Source organism: Pseudomonas citri, from assembly GCF_025336485.1.
Lineage (GTDB): Bacteria > Pseudomonadota > Gammaproteobacteria > Pseudomonadales > Pseudomonadaceae > Aquipseudomonas > Aquipseudomonas citri.
This window is the reverse complement of record NZ_JAODAB010000004.1, coordinates 144,021-160,106: the sequence shown is the minus strand read 5'-3', so window position 1 is coordinate 160,106 and position 16,086 is coordinate 144,021. Positions and strand designations below refer to the sequence as shown.

At 54.4% G+C, this 16,086-nt stretch carries 11 protein-coding genes and 2 pseudogenes; 12 read left to right on the top strand and 1 reads right to left on the bottom strand.

Going from position 1 to position 16,086, the window contains the following annotated elements:
* The first annotated feature begins 10 nt into the window (after positions 1 to 10).
* From N4Q37_RS06355 to N4Q37_RS27805, 12 genes and pseudogenes are all read left to right on the top strand, one after another.
* Positions 11 to 1,711: an FAD-dependent monooxygenase gene (locus tag N4Q37_RS06355; protein ID WP_260956118.1), complete on the top strand. Its 1,701-nt coding sequence runs from the start codon at positions 11 to 13 to the stop codon at positions 1,709 to 1,711.
* Entirely contained in the window at positions 1,708 to 2,589 is an 882-nt protein-coding gene (locus N4Q37_RS06350) for an SDR family oxidoreductase (protein WP_260956117.1), read from the top strand. Before N4Q37_RS06355 ends, N4Q37_RS06350 begins: the two co-directional genes overlap by 4 nt.
* Positions 2,590 to 2,754: 165 nt before the next feature.
* The gene (locus N4Q37_RS06345; protein ID WP_260956115.1) at positions 2,755 to 3,867 is read left to right on the top strand and encodes an alcohol dehydrogenase catalytic domain-containing protein; all 1,113 of its coding nucleotides are present in this window, start codon (positions 2,755 to 2,757) and stop codon (positions 3,865 to 3,867) included.
* Between the two features lie 20 nt (positions 3,868 to 3,887).
* Positions 3,888 to 4,430: a cupin domain-containing protein gene (locus tag N4Q37_RS06340; RefSeq protein ID WP_260956113.1), complete on the top strand. Its 543-nt coding sequence runs from the start codon at positions 3,888 to 3,890 to the stop codon at positions 4,428 to 4,430.
* A gap of 177 nt (positions 4,431 to 4,607) precedes the next feature.
* Positions 4,608 to 6,254, top strand: coding sequence for an AMP-binding protein (locus tag N4Q37_RS06335; protein WP_260956112.1), 1,647 nt, complete (start codon positions 4,608 to 4,610; stop codon positions 6,252 to 6,254).
* Positions 6,255 to 6,408: 154 nt separating this feature from the next.
* A complete protein-coding gene (locus N4Q37_RS06330) occupies positions 6,409 to 7,536 on the top strand; it encodes an OmpP1/FadL family transporter (protein ID WP_260956110.1) in 1,128 nt (375 codons plus the stop codon).
* 158 nt (positions 7,537 to 7,694) lie between these two features.
* Positions 7,695 to 9,272, top strand: coding sequence for a Re/Si-specific NAD(P)(+) transhydrogenase subunit alpha (locus N4Q37_RS06325; protein WP_260956106.1), 1,578 nt, complete (start codon positions 7,695 to 7,697; stop codon positions 9,270 to 9,272).
* 11 nt (positions 9,273 to 9,283) lie between these two features.
* Positions 9,284 to 10,690 carry an NAD(P)(+) transhydrogenase (Re/Si-specific) subunit beta gene (locus N4Q37_RS06320; protein WP_260956104.1) on the top strand — a complete coding sequence of 469 codons (1,407 nt, stop codon included), beginning with the start codon at positions 9,284 to 9,286 and terminating at the stop codon, positions 10,688 to 10,690.
* A 134-nt stretch (positions 10,691 to 10,824) separates the two neighbouring features.
* Positions 10,825 to 12,009: a beta-ketothiolase BktB gene (gene bktB / locus N4Q37_RS06315; RefSeq protein WP_260956102.1), complete on the top strand. Its 1,185-nt coding sequence runs from the start codon at positions 10,825 to 10,827 to the stop codon at positions 12,007 to 12,009.
* 106 nt (positions 12,010 to 12,115) lie between these two features.
* Positions 12,116 to 12,865: an enoyl-CoA hydratase-related protein gene (locus N4Q37_RS06310; RefSeq protein WP_260956101.1), complete on the top strand. Its 750-nt coding sequence runs from the start codon at positions 12,116 to 12,118 to the stop codon at positions 12,863 to 12,865.
* 166 nt (positions 12,866 to 13,031) lie between these two features.
* Positions 13,032 to 14,054 (top strand): annotated as a pseudogene (locus N4Q37_RS27680) (PAS domain-containing protein); the annotation flags it as partial.
* A gap of 78 nt (positions 14,055 to 14,132) precedes the next feature.
* Positions 14,133 to 14,337, top strand: a pseudogene (locus N4Q37_RS27805) (methyl-accepting chemotaxis protein); the annotation flags it as partial.
* A gap of 303 nt (positions 14,338 to 14,640) precedes the next feature.
* On the opposite strand, the gene N4Q37_RS06295 reads toward N4Q37_RS27805, so the two are convergent.
* Positions 14,641 to 16,080, bottom strand: coding sequence for an amidase family protein (locus tag N4Q37_RS06295; RefSeq protein WP_260956099.1), 1,440 nt, complete (start codon positions 16,078 to 16,080; stop codon positions 14,641 to 14,643).
* Positions 16,081 to 16,086 lie beyond the last annotated feature (6 nt).

Here is a 16,086-nt window from a genome sequence, read left to right as displayed (position 1 = left end):
AGACTTCTGCATGCAGAAAGCTACTATCGATGCGGACGTCGTGGTGGTCGGTGCCGGACCTGTTGGATGTGGTCTGGCTACGGAATTGGGTCGCCGTGGCATAAAATGCATCATTGTCGAAATGACGGACGGTGTTTTCACAGATCCGCGCTTGCACGCGATCAGCATTCGAACCATGGAGTTGGTCCGTACTTGGGGTATTACTGATCAATTGCGCGGTTGCGGATGGCCGGCGGATCACCCTCAGGACGCTGCCTACCTGACCTCCCTCGTTGGGTACGAACTGGCGCGGATTCCATGGGCTGCAATTAGCAAGATGGAGCCGCCGCAAGAAAGCCCGACCTTTGCGCAGCGTTGCCCACAAAGCTGGTTCAACCCGATCCTCCATCGCTTGGCAGGCAGTTTCGATTCGGTTGAATTCCTATGGGAGCATAAATTCCTGGACATGACCCAGGATGAGCATGGAGTGTCGATTGAGGTTCAGCCGCTGAAGGGCGGTGATGTTTTCTCGATCCGCGCAAAATACTTGGTGGGTTGTGATGGCGCTCGTAGCGAAGTACGCCAGAAAATTGGTGTTCAATACCAGTGCTCCGGCATCTATGGGCATTCGGCTGAGGCGATTATCCAAAGTAAGGAAATCGCTGATCTTGCCCGGCCGCGCATCGGTGGTCGTTATACCGCAGTGACAAATAACGGTGTGTCAGTGACCTTGCTGCCCTATGACGGTATTGATCAATTCCGCATTGTGTTGGTCGCCGAACCAGACAAAGTCGACAAGGCACGCATGGATGAGGCCGTCGAGCAAGTAGTCGGACAGAAGGTCGAGTTCAAATATCTGACCGAGCTTTTACCTTGGCTGAATCGAGAGCGGACCGCAGAGCGATTCCGCGATGGGCGGGTTTTCATCGCAGGAGACGCCGCGCACACCATGCCGCCTGCTGGTGGTCACGGAATGAATACCGGAATCTTGGATGGATTTGACCTCGGATGGAAGTTGACCGGGGTGCTCCAAGGCTGGGCCGATGAAGCATTACTCGATAGCTATGAATATGATCGGAAAATGGGTGCGGCGCGGACCGCAGCCATGGCTGGTGAGCTGTATCGTGATTGGGGGAGGGTGAAGCCGACCATCGATCAGCATCTCCCGAATCTGAATCAAGAAGACGCTGAAGGTGACGCATCGCGTAAAGTGATCGGTGAGCTGATTACGAGGGTCTTCAAGCGCGAATACAACTCCTTGGGCACTCCGCTGGGCTACCGCTACTCCGGTTCACCTGTGATTGTAGATGATGGCTCACCCGAACCTGCTGACGATATCGTTCAATACACCCAAGTGGCTCGTCCCGGTCACAGGCTTCCGCATGCCTGGCTAATGGATGGTCGTTCGACACTAGACCTCGTCGATAAGGTTTACACGCTTATCGAGACTGAGGGCGACTCTCTCTCGAAGACCTTTCAAGCCGCCGCGGAAAAAAGAGGGATTCCCCTCGTCATTCATCACATCCACGATCCTCAACTAAGAGAACTTTTTGCATCACGTGCTGTTATTGTGCGCCCTGATCATCATGTGGCTTGGCGCGACAACGGTAAGACGTTTGATGTCGACAAGGTATTTGATGTTCTGACCGGGCGAGCGAAAGTTGTGTCTTCTGATGGGGCAGATCAGATCACCAGTTTTGAATGCGTCAACTCCGAAGAGGGCGTGGCATGAGTGCCTTTAATAAGCCCCTGGCGGGTAAGACTCTATTCATCACTGGGGCAAGCCGCGGAATTGGCCTTGCCATTGCTCTGCGCGCTGCGGCCGATGGGGCAAACGTCGCGATTGCTGCTAAAACCGCCGAACCGCATCCCAAGCTGCCAGGCACGATCTATTCGGCGGCGGAGGCCATCGAGGCGGCAGGCGGCAAGGCACTGCCTCTCATCGTGGACGTGCGCGACGAGGATCGAGTAAAGGAAGCCGTAGCCGAAACCGTTGCACGTTTTGGTGGCATCGATGCATGCATCAACAACGCTTCAGCGATCGACCTGTCCAAGAGCTCGGACATCGCGTTGAAGCGGTTTGATCTTATCCAGCAGATCAATATGCGTGGAACATTCGTGACCTCACGCGCCTGCATTCCGTATCTGCGTCAAAGCAGCAATCCTCATATTCTGGCGCTATCACCGCCGTTGCAGATGCGCGCCGACTGGTTCGCTCAGCACCTGCCCTACACTTTGTCCAAATATGGCATGTCGATGGTGATGTTGGGGCTGGCGCAGGAACTGCGTGAAGAGGGCATTGCCTGCAATGCTTTGTGGCCCCGCACAACGGTGGCGACAGCCGCAGTCGAGTTCGCATTGGGCGGCGATGCCATGCTGCGTCAATCACGTACTCCCCAGATTATGGCGGATGCCGCCTACGCCATCCTTTGCCGCGATGCCCGCATCTTCACTGGAAATTTTGTGCTGGATGATGACGTTCTGTCAGAGGAAGGGGTGAATAATTTTGATCGCTATCGCAATGATCCAAATACCGCGCTTCTACCTGATATTTTCGTCGATCCCAAGGATCCACTTCCTCCGGGGTCCAGATATGAGGTCAATCCATGATGCGGCTCGCTAATCACATCGTTGTGCCTGCGATGTTGCCTGGCTGGTATTTTGAGTAAAGGTTGGTGAGTGCATAACGAACGGAGTTCGCGGGAGACGAGTCTGCGGACCATAAAACAAAAGCAGTCATAACTGCCGATAAATCTGACACGGAGAAAAATAATAATGTTCAAACCAATGATGCGTGCTGCTCGTTTGCATGAACCCGGTGGTCAGTTCCAGGTCGACGAAGTACCTATGCCGCAAATTCGTGATACTGACGTGATTGTTCAGGTGAAAGCTTCGGGTGTGATCCCGAATCTTCCCAACGTCATCCACCATTTCGCTCAATGGTTCCCGTCTTTGCCGATGGCAGAGCTTCCCGCTACCTACGGTTTGGACTCTGCTGGTGTGGTCGTAGCGGTCGGAGAGCGAGTGCGTCAGGACATCAAACCGGGCGATCGGGTTTATGTGAACCCCGGCCTTTCTTGCGGAAGCTGCACAGCCTGCCGCGCTGGGCAAGATGTGAATTGCTCGGCCTATACCTTCATGGGGTATTTCGGCTTCGGTCCGGGCTCGGTTGATATGTTCAAGGACTATCCGTATGGCGGTTTCGGGGAATTCCTGACAGCGCCCGCACGTAATCTGGTAAAGCTTCCAGACAACGTCAGCTATGAGGCCGCCGCGCGATTTGGCTACATCGGCACAGCTTATTCCGGTCTGCGCAAGGCGAACCTGCAAGCCGGTCAAACAGTCATGATCGACGGTGGCACGGGCACTCTGGGTGTTGGCGCAACGATTTGCGCGCTCGCCATGGGGGCGGCAAAAATTTTTGTTACTGGTCGGAATACCGACCTCCTCGCAAGGCTCAAATCCGTCGCCCCAAACCGCATACATGCCTTGGTTGCGGGAGAAGGGGTGGTCGAAGAAATTTTGCAGAATACGCACGGCCTGGGCGTGGATGTGATCATCCAATGCTTGGGAGCCAACGCGCCTGCAAAGTCTGTGGTGACCTCCATAAAAGCGTTGCGTCGTGGGGGCATTTACGTCAACACCGGTGGCCTTTTTGAGCCACTTCCAATTGACACCGTCGATCTGATGACTCACCAGAAGTCCATTCTTGGTTCGCTTTGGTTCACTACCGCTGAAGGGCAGGCGATGGCCGATATGGCCGAGGCGGGTGTACTGAACCTGCAGGTTTTCGAGCATCAGAGTTATTCGATTGAAAAGGTCGATGAAGCCCTTGCAGCGCTCGAAGTTCGGGACGGTGGTTTCACTAACATCGTTATTGTGCATTAACGACTGCGAGGAGAAACCTGATGGAATTTCGCCGTATTGTGACCGGGTACGATGACGCCGGAAAATCAGTCATTTTGTCCGATGGACAGCCAGCGACCAGCCATGATTTCAACCATACCCCAGAGATGCACGTATCACTTCTCTGGACGACTGCTCCTGATCAAAGTGTAGGTAAGCCGGCAACGGACCCTACGGATTCGGTCACCTGCTGGACACCGGCGCCGGGCGGCAGCGTAGCCATGGTCGTGGTGTTTCCTCCTGACTCGGTGATGATGGCGCCGGATTTCGATCCTATGGCTGCGGGGGGGGAGTTCCTTGGGAAACTGCCTGGTTTCGCTTGCAAGTTTGAGGCGCAAAACCCGGGCTTTCATACAACTGACACCGTCGACTACGGCATTTTGCTTGATGGCGAACTGATCATGGAGCTGGATGACGGTACGACCACCCTGGTCAAAAAGCATGACGTTATCGTTCAGAACGGCACCCGCCATGCATGGCGCAACCGATCAGATAAGCCGGTTCCGGTACTCTTTGTGCTTGTCGGGGCAAATCGTATTTCCTGATCAACATAGAGCGCCCGTTCGATATGCCTGAGTCCATTCTCAAGCGGTGACTCACTGTGGAGCAGCATTTCCCCTGTTTCGGCTGCGGGCCGGGACATCGGCAATGTGAGGCTTCCAACACTGATCGGGTTGCAGGTTACAAAGCGATCATGAGCATTGCTCCAAGGAGTGAAAGCTATGGAAAAGTTTGAACACATAGTCCGGTCAGCTTTTGACGACTTTATCCCGGGCCCCGCGAACAAAATCGCGTTGACACCTATAAGCACGCTGGCGCGCGCAGCTCGTGTTTTTCCGACCAAGGCAGCCGTTATTGATGGAAACCGGTGTACTACCTACGCCGAAATGAACAGACGCTGTCACCAGCTGGCCGATGTGCTGTGCAAATCCGGGGTTGGAGCAGGCGACGTGGTGTCGATCATGGCGCCAAATGTGCAGGCCATGATTGAGGCGCATTTTGCTGTGCCAATGGCCGGTGCGGTGCTTAACACTATCAACACACGCCTGGACACCAATGCCGTTATTGCGATACTGCACCACGCCCAGGCGCGTGTTTTCTTTGTAGATGAAGAGTTTGCAGCAGTCGCCAATGCCGTGCGATCCGATAGCTCCCTCGATATCTTGGTCATTGATATTGTGGAAGACGATCACACTAAAGGATATGAAGCGTTCCTGGCGAAGGGAGACCCTTGTGGTGAGCTACCCGAGATCGTTGACGAAGATGCGGCCATTTCGCTGAGTTATACCTCGGGCACGACAGGCGATCCCAAAGGAGTCGTCTATTCCCATCGAGGGGCGGCACTGAATGCACTTGGCAACGCTTTGTCGATGGGGTTCGGACCGAGCAGCACCTACCTTTGGACGCTGCCGCTGTTTCATTGCAACGGCTGGACGCATTGCTGGGCCCTGGCTGTTGTCGGCGGCACTCAAGTCTGTATGCGAAAGACCGAGCCGGCAACGGTCTTTAATCTGATAGCAAAACATAGCGTAACCCATCTGGCCGCTGCGCCTGTGGTGCTGTCGATGTTGATTCATGCGCCAGAGTCCGACCGTCGCAGATTCGATCATGTGGTGCGGATTGCTACTGGTGGCGCTGCTCCCCCAAGCGCGGTGATTAAGGCGATGGAGGATCTGGGTTTCTCTGTCACCCATCTTTATGGCCTGACCGAGACCTACGGCCCGAACCTCATTTGCGAGCCGCAGAAAGAGTGGGCCAATTTACCGCTCTCAGAGCGCGCACGGCTAATGGCTCGACAGGGCGTCCCACATCCTTTGGTCGGGGACGTTTCGGTGCGCAATCCTGATGACATGGTCCCCTTGCCCTGGGATGGCCTGACCATCGGCGAGATCATGGTGCGCGGCAATACAACGATGAAAGGCTATCTCAAGAATCCAGAAGCCACGGCCAAGGCCTTCACAGGTGGTTGGTTCCGAACTGGTGACCTGGGGGTCACTCATCCTGATGGCTATGTTGAGATCAAGGACCGATCCAAAGACATCATCATCTCCGGCGGGGAAAACGTATCGAGCCTTGAAATCGAAGAGGTGCTCTATCTGCACCCGGACGTTATGGAGGCCGCCGTAGTTGCACGTCCTGATCCTAAATGGGGCGAAACACCGATGGCATTCATCACCTTGAAGCCGAACACTGTCAGGCCGACCCCCGAAGCCTTAATCGTTTTTTGCAAGGAGCGATTGGCTGGGTACAAGACACCCAAGCATTTTGAATTTGGAGACTTGCCCAAGACTCTCACGGGAAAGATCCAGAAAAACATCCTGCGTGAACGCGTAGCGGAATTACTTAACGAGGAGAATACTGTCCATTAAAACCGAACATTGTCTTGCCTGAGTTTTCGAATACTTTGGGTCATATGAAAAAATAATCGAGCTTCCGGCTTAGATCGCGATGCGTCGACTGTTGCGTCCTAGAAAATAACCCAATTGCACTACCTGAATAAAAATAATAATTAGAGGGTGAATCATGAAAGTTAAGTACCTGGCCACAAGTTGCGCGGCGGTTCTGCTGCCTATTCTGGGCGGTGAAGCTAGTGCAGTGAACGGATTGCAATTGACCGGTTATGGAAGTAAGGCCCAAGGAATGGGGGGCGCCTCTATCGCTTTTCCACAGGATGCCATGGCCGCGGCGAATAACCCCGCCGGGATGGCTTATGTCGGGGACCAACTTTATCTTGGTACGCAAGCGCTTTGGGATCATACGGACAGTCGTAGTGGACCGATGACAAACCATGGTGCGGGCGTCAGTTTTACCCCGGAGATTGGTTACAACCATGTTCTCAATGAACAGTGGACGATAGGTCTTTCAAACGCCTCCAATGGCGCCGGTTTTGAGTATGACAACAATATTGCTACCGGCGGAAGCGACGGAACGAAGGGAACTGTCATCACACAAATTATATTGCCGACAGTCACCTATAAACCCACTCCGGATTTGGCAATTGGTTTCTCTCTTGCTCCAGCAGTCTCGGCCATTAATCTCGAAAATTTTCCAGGAGTGACACACGACGGGTACGAATTCGCAACGGGACTTGGCTGGCGCACTGGGGTCCTGTGGCGAGCCAATGATATCTGGTCGTTCGGCGCCATGTATGGCTCAAAAATCAAAATGGGTTCCTTCGATGGTTACGGCGAACAAGCTCTCGCCGGCACTAACGGCGCGTTGGATGTGCCGGAGCAATATGGGATTGGCGTTGCTGTTAACTTAACCCCTAAGCTCACGCTGGCTGCCGATTTTCTTCGAATTCGCTGGGGGGGGACGCAGTTTGCCCCCCTGTTTGGATGGAACGATCAGAAAGTTCGGAGGATCGGGCTTAACTATGCGGTGAATGACAGCTGGGCAGTTCGTGCCGGTGTAAGTTACGCGAATCGTACATTTGATTCTGACGATACGGTAAGGAATCTTATGTTGGTTGCGATCAATTCGAAAGCAGCCTCCATCGGGGCGACGAAAACCTTTTCCGATGGTGACGAATTAACATTTGGCGTGGAATACACTTTTGACTCGCCCGCGGTTGGAACTGGAGTGAGTGCGGGCAATAAGATCGATACGGATTTGATCGTGGCATCAGTTGGATACAGTTTTCATTTTTAGCTGGCGGTGGTCTGAATAGGCCTTGTTTGAAGGCAAACGAAAAGACTGATAACAGTTTTTACCTGGTTTTTCTTATCAATAACGCGCTCTCAGCAACTTTCGGGTTTTCCGAAATTGCTTTGTGTCGTGGTTTTTAAATGTACTCGGAGAGTTAAATAATGAATTTGAATCCGATGCGAATAGGTGTTCCGAAGGAGATAGACGAAGGGGAAGCGCGCGTAGCACTGACCCCGGAAGTCGCCAGACAGTTGAAGGCGCTAGGCTTCAGTTTGGCCATTGAAACCGGCGCCGGTGCACTGGCCAATTTCGACGATGATCAGTTTCGTGAAGCGGGCGTGGACATTATCGAAGATCCGAAAGAGCTATGGCGCACATCCGATATCGTCATGAAGGTACGCCCACCGATTGAGCATCCGGAATTGGGTTTTTATGGTGTAGAGCTTCTGGGCAAGGGGCAAACCTTGATCAGCTTCCTGTATCCGGCCCAGAACCCCGAGATGCTAAAAGAGCTGTCCCGTCGAGGCGTCACGGCGTTGTCGATGGACTCGGTACCTCGTATTTCCCGCGCTCAGAAAATGGATGCCCTGAGCTCCATGGCCAACATCGCCGGCTACCGTGCCGTAGTCGAGGCAGCACAGCACTTCGGTCGCTTTTTCACCGGCCAGATCACTGCCGCCGGCAAGATCCCGCCGGCCAAGGTGCTGGTGATCGGTGCCGGTGTCGCGGGTTTGGCCGCCATCGGCACGGCCAAAAGTATGGGCGCCATTGTGCGTGCGTTCGACACTCGTCCCGAGGTCAAAGAACAAGTCGAGAGCATGGACGGCGAGTTCTTGATGCTCAATTTCGAGGGTGAGGACGGCAGCGGCCAAGGCGGTTACGCCAAGACCATGAGCCCAGAATTCATCAAAGCTGAAATGGAGTTGTTCGCTGAGCAGGCCAAGGATGTCGACATCATCATCACCACCGCCCTGATCCCGGGAAAACCTGCCCCTGAGTTGATCACCGAGGAAATGGTTTCCAGCATGAAGCGGGGTAGTGTCATCGTCGATCTGGCGGCGGAGGCAGGTGGTAACTGCAAACTGACGGTCGCCAACGAGGTGGTTGTAAGGCACGGCGTCACCTTGATCGGTTACACCAATCTACCCAGCCGCTTGGCAGCGCAGTCCAGCCAGTTGTATGCCACCAACCTGCGCCACTTGCTGACGGAGCTGTGCCCTGAGAAGAACGGTGAGATTTTCGTCAATATGAATGACGAAGTGATCCGGGGTGCAACGGTAGTCAAGGAAGGTCTAGTGACCTGGCCACCGCCCGCACCGCGCCTGTCGGTCGCCCCCAAGGTTGATACGGACAATAAGGCCAACGCAGTACTGCAAAAAGCCGAACCCAAGCCGGCAAGTCCGCTGACATTTCTTGCGCCGCTAGCACTGGCAGGCATTGCGCTGTTAGGTCTTGGCTCAGTGGCACCGCCGGCGTTCATGGCCCACCTGACAGTGTTCATGCTGTCCTGCTTTGTCGGTTACATGGTGATCTGGGGTGTATCCCATTCGCTGCACACACCCCTGATGAGCCTCACCAACGCGATCAGTAGCATCATCGTCATCGGCGCGCTAATCCAGATATCCAGTAACAGTCAGCCGGTGGTGATACTTGCGGCGTTGGCCGTATTTCTCACCAGCATCAATATCGTCGGTGGCTTCGCCGTTACCCAGCGAATGCTGCGGATGTTCCGCAAATAAGGTTCCCTAAGATGAATACAGGTGTCATCACAGCTTCATACATTGGTGCCAGCGCACTCTTTATCCTGGCCCTGGGCGGTCTGCGCCATCAGGAAAGTGCGCGTCGGGGCAACCTTTACGGGATGTTGGGTACGGGTCTGGCGATAGCAGTCACCGTCTTCGGCTTGGTGGCCCATAACCAATACTTCCTGATCGCCGGCATGGTCGCAGGCGGGGGTATCGGCTGGTATTTGGCAAAAAAAGTCGAAATGACTCAGATGCCGGAGTTGGTTGCGATCCTTCATAGCCTGGTCGGCTTGGCAGCGGTTTTGGTCGGGTATGCCAACGCAATGGACCATGGCAGTGTCATTAACAATGTCGAGAAGACCATCCATGATGTCGAGACCTATATAGGCATTCTGATCGGTGCAGTGACTTTCTCCGGTTCTGTCGCCGCCTACCTTAAGCTCAGCGCCAGAATCAGTGGCAAGCCGCTGCAGCTTCCGGGCCGTCATCTATTCAATGCGGGCATGGCCGTGTTGGCGATCCTGTTCGGGATGTTCTTCATCGAAGGCTCAGTCGCGGGCGATGGTTTAGTCTGGTTGGTGCTGATGACCCTGGTCGCGCTGGTATTCGGTGTACATATGGTCGTTGCGATCGGCGGCGCTGACATGCCGGTGGTGGTATCGATGCTCAACAGCTATTCCGGCTGGGCCGCGGCAGCTATGGGCTTCATGCTCGGCAATGATTTGCTGATTGTGGTCGGCGCCCTGGTGGGCTCAAGCGGTGCCATTCTCAGCTACATCATGTGCAAGGCGATGAATCGCAAGTTCATCAACGTCATCCTCGGTGGCTTCGGTGCCGGCTCAAGCAAGGGCGTTGGCTCGGCAAGTCCGGCAGGCGTAGCCGGCGAGGTTCAGGCAATCGATGCCCAAGAGACGGCCGATCTGTTGGGCGGCGCCAAGAATGTGATGATCTTGCCGGGCTATGGTATGGCAGTTGCCCAAGCGCAGCATAGCGTGTACGAAATTGCCAAGAAATTACGTGAGAATGGCGTCAAGGTGCGCTTTGGTATTCACCCCGTGGCCGGCCGCATGCCGGGCCACATGAACGTTCTACTCGCAGAAGCCAAGGTGCCCTACGACATAGTCTACGAAATGGATGAGATCAACGAAGACTTCCCCAACGTGGATGTCTCGATCGTGATCGGTGCCAACGATATCGTTAACCCGGCGGCGCAAGAAGAGGCTGATAGTCCCATCGCCGGAATGCCGGTGCTGGAGCCTTGGAAAGGAAAAAACACGATCGTGCTCAAGCGTGGCATGAGCTCCGGCTACGCTGGCGTCGATAATCCACTGTTCTATAAAAATAACACACGCATGCTATTCGGGGATGCCAAGGACAGCGTTGATGCAGTGCTGAAATTATTGAACTTCTGAGTATTTTTCTGGCTGCATTGAGACTTCAAAGAGTGAAATTTGGGACTTGGCAGTTGGGCAGTACGGCGGTCGTCATAAATTTGATCATGTCGATTTTTTAGCCGACCGACGTTGGCGCACCGAGGAATTTATTCATGAAAATGCATGAGGTGGTGGTACTGAGTGGAGTACGCACAGCCATCGGTACATTGGGTGGAAGCCTCAAAGCGGAGCCGCCTGGTGAGCTCGCAGGGCTCGTAGTACGTGAAGCGGTCGCGCGTGCAGGTATCGCACCTGAAACAGTCGGGCACTGCGTATTTGGCCATGTTATTTACACTGAGGCTTCTGATGCATACATGGCGCGAGTGGCCGCCCTTAAGGGTGGACTGGCGCACATAACACCCGCTGTCACTGTCAATCGCCTGTGCGGCAGTGGCCTGCAGGCGGTGATTACCGCTGCCCAGCAGATAGAGACCGGCGTTTGTAGCGTTGCGGTGGCGGGTGGTGCGGAGAATATGAGTCGCGTGCCTTACTGGGTACCCAACGCCCGTTTTGGTTACCGAATGGGTAATGGTCAATTGGTAGATGCCATGGTGGGAGTGCTGCACTGCCCGTTCGAAAATGTGCATATGGGGATGACTGCAGAAAACATTGCGCAAAAGTGGACCATCAGCCGCCAGGAACAGGATCAAGCAGCGTACGAAAGCCACAATCGCGCCCAGCGCGCCATCGAGCAAGGCTTTTTCAAAGAGCAGATCGTGCCAGTCGAATTGAAGTCCCGCAAAGGGGTAACGCTGTTCGATACGGATGAACATGTTCGCCATAACTGTACGGTTGAAGATATGGCTGCGCTCAAGCCGGTATTCAAACGGGATGGAACAGTCACTGCCGGTAACGCCTCCGGCCTCAACGATGCGGCTGCGGCGCTGGTGTTGATGGAGCGGGGGGAGGCTGAGGCACGGGGGCTTAAGCCCATGGCCAGATTGGTGGGTTATAGCTTTGCGGGAGTGGATCCTAAATACATGGGTATTGGACCGGTGCCGGCTATCCGGCAGTTGCTGGAGAACGCCAACCTAGTGGTGAGCGATATCGATCTATGGGAAGTCAATGAGGCGTTTGCCGCCCAGGCATTGGCGGTGGCAAAAGAGTTGGGTATTCCCGGTGACAAACTCAACCCCAACGGCAGCGGCATCTCGCTTGGTCATCCTATCGGTGCCACGGGTGCGGTAATTACCGTGAAGGCATTGCACGAGTTGGCGCGCATTAAGGGGCGCTTCGCGGTGGTTAGCCTTTGTATCGGTGGTGGACAAGGCATTGCCGCGCTGTTTGAGCGTCTCTAAATAAAATTGGTTGGCAGTTGGGGTGGCAAGAGTAATCCGTTGAACGCTGGTGGCCATCGATGGCACGGAGTGATTCACCCACTTACCAAAGGTGCGATAAAACGGAATGGACGAGCTTATTCAAAGCGAATGCATTGGAACAATACTTTCGATCACCCTCAATCGAGCGGGAAAAAAGAACGCTCTTAGTACGGCAATGTACGAAGCGTTGACCCGTCTATTCGTGCAGGGTGATAAGGACGATACAGTCGCAGTCATTCATATTACCGGCACCGGTGACAGTTTTTGCGCTGGCAACGATATTGGAGATTTTTTGGCGGCGGCGCGGCATGGGGCTTTGGATAGCCCTGCACGCCTTTTCTTGCAGCAGTTGAATCGTCAGAGAAAGCCGGTGGTAGCAGCAGTGAATGGGATTGCAGTAGGCATTGGGGTAACGATGCTACTCCATTTTGATTTTGTTTACGCAGCAACCGACGCGCGTTTCCGACTTCCATTCGTGGACCTTGGCCTGGTACCCGAAGGCGGGAGCAGCGCGCTGCTCCCCTTGATGTTGGGCCATCGGCGCGCATCGGAGCTGCTGATGACCGGAAGCGGCTTCGATGCTGCGAGTGCCGAGCGATTGGGGATTGTTAATGCCGTTTTGTCGACGGAACAACTGATTGTTCGAAGCTGGGCAATGGCAGAGTTGTTGGCTGGAAAACCGCCACTCGCATTACAGCAGACCAAAGCGATGATGAAATTGAACCCGGGACAGCCCCTTGCCAAGGTCATCGACAGCGAAGTCGATCAATTCATGGACTGTCTTCGCGCGAGTGAAGCACAACGCGCTCTTCGCGCGTTTATGGGCGGTGACTAGTGAGCGGGGCCATTCGCGCCTGCCCCGCGCGGCTGCTGTTCCAGGGATTATTGAAGATAGTGAGCTGCCCTCAGCGAAATCCCGGCTGTATCTATACATAAAATATGTGCTGTGACGGTATCACAAGCACCTGTAGGTGCTTTAGAACTCATCCAATAAGAAGAGCATGCCCACAATGTTCAGTCTTCCAGGTTTGCGCGGTGATCGAAAAACTCGCCTGCAGCTCATCGCGGCTTTAGAGGGTAAGCAAGACCAACCCGAGTTCCGCGCAAGCGCCAGGGATCAAGAACTCAAGCGCGCATGGGAGAGCGCAGCCAGTAGAGAAAAGGGACTGATGACACACGTCAGTTTATTGGAAGCTGAGCTTGAGGCAGCTCGTGCGCTATTGTCAGCGGCTGAGAACAAGATTGAAGCCCAAAGGGAGCGTTTTGACCTTATCAACCGTGCGTCCAACGAAGGTCTGTGGGACGTGGAGGTGGTCGGTGGTGATCCAATGAGCCCGAACAACATCTGCTGGATGTCACAGACATTGCGTGAGTTGCTGGGTTTTAGCGACGAGCGCGAATTTCCCAATGCCATATCCAGCTGGTCTGATCGCATGCACCCAGATGACAGACTAACCGCGTTTGAGGCGTTTGGCCGACACTTGAATGATAAGTCCGGGAAGACACCGTATCGCGTGAATATCCGGATGGCATTGAAGGGCGGTGGGTACCGCTGGTTCTTCTCACAAGGCGAAACGCTGCGCGACCTGCAAGGCGTGCCTATCCGGATCGCCGGATCGATACGGGATATTCATGATGACTGGGAACGCGAAAGAGCGCTGGATGTGACCCTTACCCGGTTCGAGCTTTCCCGCGAGTTGCTAACCGATGGTCTATGGGACATGGAAGTGATCGCTGGCGATCCGGTTAACCCACGAAACCCTATATGGTGGTCTCTGCAATTCCGCCGCCTGCTTGGTTTTGAGACAGTCGAAGAGTTTCCGGATGTACTCGAAAGCTGGACTTCACGCCTGCACCCCGAGGACAAGGAGCGCAGCCTGACGGCATTAGTTGAGCATTTGAATGACCGCTCCGGCAGAACCGCGTTCGACATTCAATATCGGCTCAAGCTCAAGAGCGGTGAGTTCCGCTGGTTCCGCGCCCGTGGCCAAACCCGTAGGGATGAGCGCGGCACACCACTGCGAGCGGTTGGTGCGCTGGTAGACATCCATTTCCAGCACGAACAAGAACAGTTGCGCGAAACCGAAGCCAAGCATCAGCAGAAGCTGGAGCAGAACATTGCTCAGCTGACGCAAATTGTGGGCACTATCCAGAGCATTGCCAGCCAAACCAATTTGCTTGCACTCAACGCTGCTATTGAAGCAGCCCGAGCGGGCGAGGCTGGGCGCGGATTTGCGGTGGTGGCCGATGAAGTCAGGAAACTTGCTACCCGAACCACTGAAGCCACGCAGGAAGCGACCAGCATGATGAGCAAGTGATTCTGCTTCGAGGGGAAGCAGCGGCGGGGCGATGCGTGGTGGGTTTGCTTTATTGATAGGGCGAGAAAGTTTTACAAGAAAACTGAGCTATCCAAAGAGACGACTTTCTTATAGTAAGGGGGAAAGGGGACTAGGTTATATTAGTAGCTCTAGTGACGTACGCTTCCATGCGGTTAGTATTTCGCAATGGATTGGTAGGCTATTAATAGTTAGCTTGTTTCCTCTGATGAAAGGATGGTCAGGCACATCGTTTTTTGCTGACGTGCCCGACTGGGTATTTAATGTTACCTACTCAACGAGGGTCGATCGGCGTTAGTCGACCTGCACTTGCCTCAATGATCTGCGCAGCGTCAAACAGGTCACACTCGCGATAGCGTCGACCAAGCAATTGCACACCGCAGGGTAGTCCGTTCTCAATGCCGACAGGGACAGACATGGCTGGAAAGCCCAGATTGGCGATCCCCATCATCGACCAGTTGGCTTTCATTACTCGACGCATGCTCTCGACACTTTCGATGTCGACGTTCTGCGTGAATGCCTGTTCGGCAGAGACGGGAAGCAATACGACTGGATAGGTTTCCAGCAATGTTTGCAGTTGAGCTATCAGGCTTCCACGTCTTGCGTAGCCGTGCATGTAGTCGCTCAATGTGGGCTGAGTGCCCCACCAATCACTTGCCACTTCAAAGAAGTACTTTATCGCTGTTAACGCGCCTTGGTCTCCCGCTTGCTCCATGAGTGGAAGCATTTCACGAAACTCCTCTAACGCAAGCAGATACCAAAGGCGGTAGGCTTCCTCCAGGAAGGGCAGTTCGATTTCTTCGACGATATAGCCCGCGTCAGAGAGATAATCTGCTGCTCGGTCTAGCGCCGCCGAGACCTCCGGTGTGATTGTTACTTCAGCGGATTTACGCAGTAACCCAACACGCTTCAAGTTCTGCGAGTTTTGTGTGTTGTAAGACAAAGGAAGCGATAACAAATCCTTTGGATCAAAACCACTCATAGCCGAAAGTGCGAGCCGCAAATCTGCGACGCTACGTGCAATAGGTCCGTCGGTCGCCATGACTTGCACACAAAAGGGCTGATCGAGGTTTTTAGGGCCAAACCAACGAGGAACGCGTCCAACCGTCGGTCTGATTCCTGTCACACCACAGCAATAGGCGGGGTGCCGGATTGAGCCGCCAAGGTCGTTACCGATTGCAATTGGCATCATGCCGGCTGCAACGGCTGCAGCAGCACCGCCACTTGAACCGCCAGGCGTATGGCCTTTGTTCCAAGGATTGAGGGTGTCTCCATGCAAGTTGTTATTGGAGAACCAGCGTAGCGAGAAGGCGGGTACATTGCTTCGTGCGGTGAGTACGGCGCCGGCTTGACGCACCTTGGCAATTGATGGGGAGTCCTCGGTGGCGATGTTGCCAGCAAATAGAGTGACCCCGTTGGTAGTAGCGTGGCCACGCTGATCAATGTTGACTTTGGTCGAAAGCGGAACGCCATGCAGCGGCCCAAGCACATCTCCGGAGGCAACGGCGCGATCGGCCTCATCTGCCGCGGCTAAAGCTTGTTCGTGATTGACCTCGGTGAAGGCGTTGATGATGGGGTTTATCGCGTCGATACGCTCAAGACAACTCTCAACAACCTCACGGGACGATAGTTGTCGAGTTCTGATCCCCTTGGCCAGATCTACTGCGCTCCACGACCAAAGGGCGTTTGAGATGTGCTGAGTATCGTTAGTCATCGATTC

Excerpts from the sequence above, each read along its gene's own strand:
- N4Q37_RS06345 (WP_260956115.1), top strand. The coding sequence starts at position 2,755 with ATGTTCAAACCAATGATGCGTGCTGCTCGTTTGCATGAACCCGGTGGT.
- bktB (WP_260956102.1), top strand. The coding sequence starts at position 10,825 with ATGAAAATGCATGAGGTGGTGGTACTGAGTGGAGTACGCACAGCCATC.
- N4Q37_RS06325 (WP_260956106.1), top strand. The coding sequence starts at position 7,695 with ATGAATTTGAATCCGATGCGAATAGGTGTTCCGAAGGAGATAGACGAA.
- N4Q37_RS06330 (WP_260956110.1), top strand. The coding sequence starts at position 6,409 with ATGAAAGTTAAGTACCTGGCCACAAGTTGCGCGGCGGTTCTGCTGCCT.
- N4Q37_RS06320 (WP_260956104.1), top strand. The coding sequence starts at position 9,284 with ATGAATACAGGTGTCATCACAGCTTCATACATTGGTGCCAGCGCACTC.
- N4Q37_RS06355 (WP_260956118.1), top strand. The coding sequence starts at position 11 with ATGCAGAAAGCTACTATCGATGCGGACGTCGTGGTGGTCGGTGCCGGA.
- N4Q37_RS06295 (WP_260956099.1), bottom strand. The coding sequence starts at position 16,080 with ATGACTAACGATACTCAGCACATCTCAAACGCCCTTTGGTCGTGGAGC.
- N4Q37_RS06350 (WP_260956117.1), top strand. The coding sequence starts at position 1,708 with ATGAGTGCCTTTAATAAGCCCCTGGCGGGTAAGACTCTATTCATCACT.
- N4Q37_RS06335 (WP_260956112.1), top strand. The coding sequence starts at position 4,608 with ATGGAAAAGTTTGAACACATAGTCCGGTCAGCTTTTGACGACTTTATC.
- N4Q37_RS06310 (WP_260956101.1), top strand. The coding sequence starts at position 12,116 with ATGGACGAGCTTATTCAAAGCGAATGCATTGGAACAATACTTTCGATC.
- N4Q37_RS06340 (WP_260956113.1), top strand. The coding sequence starts at position 3,888 with ATGGAATTTCGCCGTATTGTGACCGGGTACGATGACGCCGGAAAATCA.